This window comes from Thermoleptolyngbya sp. M55_K2018_002 (assembly GCF_015295965.1).
GTDB lineage: Bacteria > Cyanobacteriota > Cyanobacteriia > Elainellales > Elainellaceae > Thermoleptolyngbya > Thermoleptolyngbya sichuanensis.
Genome location: NZ_DVEA01000221.1, coordinates 1 through 3054, shown reverse-complemented (window position 1 = coordinate 3054; position 3054 = coordinate 1). Strand labels below are relative to the sequence as shown.

The window sequence follows — 3054 nt, the reverse complement described above, 5'->3', positions numbered from 1 at the left end:
AGAGATTGCCGTAGCGTTTCATGGTTTCGTCCTCCGGTTTTGGACTCGGCTAACTTGCAGTCCTAACCCCTAACCCCCAACCCCTAATCCCTGCTCTAGGCTTTGGCGGGGCGCTGGCGCTGTTGACGAATCCAGCCGCCTAGCTCTGTGCCGATGTCGTGCATCAGTTTGCCGACACATTCGTAGCGCTTGGTTTCCAGGAGGCTGAAGTCGAGCAGGAGGCGGGTTTGGTGGCGCAGCAGATCGAGGCGAGTGTTGAGTTTTCCAGGATTTCGAGCTTGTTTTGGCTATAGCGGGCCAGGATTAAGCCTTCTAGCAGGTCGTATAGCCCGTTGATGATGCGTTCGCCGAGGGTGAAGCGATGGTCGCGGGGAAGTCGGTTTAAGACAGGGACGTACCACTTAACGAGGTCGTAGGTTTTTTGGATGACGGGGAGATCGGGAGGGGTGGGTTTACTCATGGGACACTTTCTGTAGGGGGTGAAAGGTGCTGGAGCCACTACAGATAGGTAGTAAGGGCTTAGATGCAGGAACCTGATTTTTTAAAAAAATTTTTAATGCGCTTCGCGCAAGGGAAAAGAAAAAGCTGACCTGCCCGTCTCGCAGTTGCGCGATCAGCATGGGCACGGGCTGTCCGCTGGGTGCGCCAAGGAGCCCCAGGGCGCGGGCGGCTCCTTGGCGCAGGGTCAGCGGCTGCTGGTCGTTATTTAGAATTGCCTGGAGTTCGGCTTGCCCGGCTTTCATTGCGCCCAGCGCCTCGGCTGTGCCCCGCTGCACCGCTAGCTCGTCGGGCTGCTTGGGGTCATGATCGTGTTGCAGCAGGGCGATCAGTTGAGGAGCGAGGTCGGCTTTTAGGCTGTCGCTACAGGCTCCCAAGCTGCCCAGCGATTTCAGCGCTTCCTGGCGGGCTTCTAGGGTTTGGTTGGGGTTTTTGGCCATGCCCAGCAGATTAGGCACGGCTTTGGTGGCGGCAAGTCCGCGCTTGCCAAGGTCTTTTGCGGCGCGGATGCGATATTCTTCGTCTGGGTCGGATAGGTCAGAAATTAGAAGGCTGATGCGGCGTTTTTCCTCAATTTTTTGCAACTTGGCGGGGTCGAGGCCGGCTTTGCGGGCCAGCGCATCGGGAATCTCTTCTGGAACCTGGGCTTCTTTCTGCTTTACTTTGCAGCAGTCGCGCACCGCCAGCAAAAAGCCTTGAATCGCGATGGGAGTGTCGTTGCCCTGTTCTAGCACGGGGTCAATCGAGTCTAAAAATTCCGTCCAGGATTCTGCTGGATTTTCTCGACACTGATCGACCCAATGCAGCGCTGCCAAATATTCTGCCAGCGGGTCTAGCACAATGCGGAGCTTGTCTCCCGGCTCCAGCGTTTGCACTAGCCGCAGCCGGGTTTCCAAATAGGCCAGCCGCGCTGGGATGTCGTTTGCGCCGTTTTTGCTCAAAGCTTTTTCAATATCTGACTTAGCCGCAGTGGTGGGGCGATAGGTCTGCTTCAGGCATTCCCAGGCAATGTGCTGGGCATCTTGCTGCACAGCGAGATTATCTCGGCGGTTGGCTTCTTCGATGCTGCGATTGAGCTGGTTGAGATAGCTCAGCATCAGTTCGGGCACAGAGGACGGCAGAATGCCCCCCACGCCTTCTTGCTGCTCGATCATCTGGCCGGCATAGAGCCGGGCCAGCAGCACGGTGATGTTGCGCTGACCCACCATCTGCGACAGGCGACGGCAGCCGTTGAGATAGTCTTCGTCTTCAAACAAACCTCGCTTGTTGCGGGCTTCTAGATAGGCATCCATAAAGCGAGACAGACTGCTGCCCTCGATTCGCAGGGGCTTCAGAATGGTTTTGGGCAGGTTGCCGAGCGGTTCCAGCAGGCGAGAGGTGACGACCAGGCCCTGGCGGGAAAATCGGCTAGCTGTGGCGTGATTTGTTTGCGAGTCTCCTCGCCCATTTCAGAAAGGTGATCCACGATGACCAGCATCCGCCGACGACGCAGCAAATTTTCCAAAAGCTCTGGCGCAATGGGATCTCGCTGATCGGTGAGGGTGTTGATCTGGCCGCGAATGACTTCAAAGAGTGTCTGTTTGTCGTCTAGCTCGGTTTCCACCAGCACGGGCAGCAGGCGATGTTTGCACAGTTGTTTGTTCAATCCCCAAAGAGCGATCTGGCAGGCGAGGCTGGTTTTGCCCGCGCCGCCTTCTTCGGTAATCAGCAAGACCGCTGTGTTTTTGGAAAAGGTGGGTTTGAGCGCTTCTCCGATCCGCTTTTCATCAATGGGCTGGTCATTGAGATAGACGGGTAAGGGAATGTGGATCGCCCGCTGGCTGACGGCTGGCAGGTCTAAGAATGACCTTTGAGCGATTTTCCAGTGCTGGTTCACCCAGGCATCCAGGACGTGGTTGCGATATTTCAGAAATCGCACCCAACCCAGCGGAATTTTCAAGCTTGTGCCGGGAATGGACAGATCGCTGGCGGGCAGCCTGAGCAAGAGCAGCGGCCGGAACCCCAACACGCCCAGATAGCTGAGCAGGAGGAGGCTGCCGATGCTGATCGAAGTCTGATGCTGTTGCCAGAGTTCGGCAAGGGGATGGGCGGGTTCGGCGGTGGCTTCGGGCGGCGCGGGGCTGGCGCTGGATTGAGCAACTGCTGGGGATTCTACGGTCGTAGACAAAACCAGAGCGGCGAGGAAGCTGAGGAGGGGCGACTGCAAAGAGGGCATGGATGGGTTTCGCTTGAGAATCGATGCTGCCAATACAGATGCACACCTGGCTGCATCTTAGTGTCTATTTCAACGCCCTTTTTCCAGATTCAGGGAAAATCTTTAGGAAATTCTCTTGTGAAGCGGGGTAGAACCTCCCTCGCCCGATCGCACCACGGGAAGGCTGACGACCTGAACAGGCTGTCTCGGTCGATCTATTCTACGTCTGCCCTCATCCCCCAACCCCTTCTCCCACGGGGGGAGAAGGGGAGCAAGAGTGGCACATTCTGTTGCTCCATATTGGAACAAGAAAAGGCACCCCCCGATGGGAGTGCCTGCAACCAGCTAACTTTTAGGAAATG

Annotated in this window: 2 protein-coding genes and 1 pseudogene; all 3 read right to left on the bottom strand. The window is 56.7% G+C overall.

Annotated features, from left to right (window positions below):
* Nucleotides 1–95 precede the first annotated feature (95 nt).
* The 3 genes and pseudogenes from avd to IGS51_RS10985 all read right to left on the bottom strand — a co-directional run bounded on the left by avd (nucleotide 96) and on the right by IGS51_RS10985 (nucleotide 2713).
* Nucleotides 96–460: pseudogene (gene avd / locus IGS51_RS10995) on the bottom strand (diversity-generating retroelement protein Avd).
* The gene (locus tag IGS51_RS10990) at nucleotides 453–1790 is read right to left on the bottom strand and encodes a HEAT repeat domain-containing protein (RefSeq protein WP_297078438.1); all 1338 of its coding nucleotides are present in this window, start codon (nucleotides 1788–1790) and stop codon (nucleotides 453–455) included. The pseudogene avd and the gene IGS51_RS10990 overlap by 8 nt, the downstream one beginning before the upstream one ends.
* A 38-nt stretch (nucleotides 1791–1828) precedes the next feature.
* Nucleotides 1829–2713 (bottom strand): hypothetical protein, encoded by an 885-nt coding sequence (locus IGS51_RS10985; RefSeq protein ID WP_297078437.1) that lies wholly within the window; start codon nucleotides 2711–2713, stop codon nucleotides 1829–1831.
* Nucleotides 2714–3054: the final 341 nt, after the last annotated feature.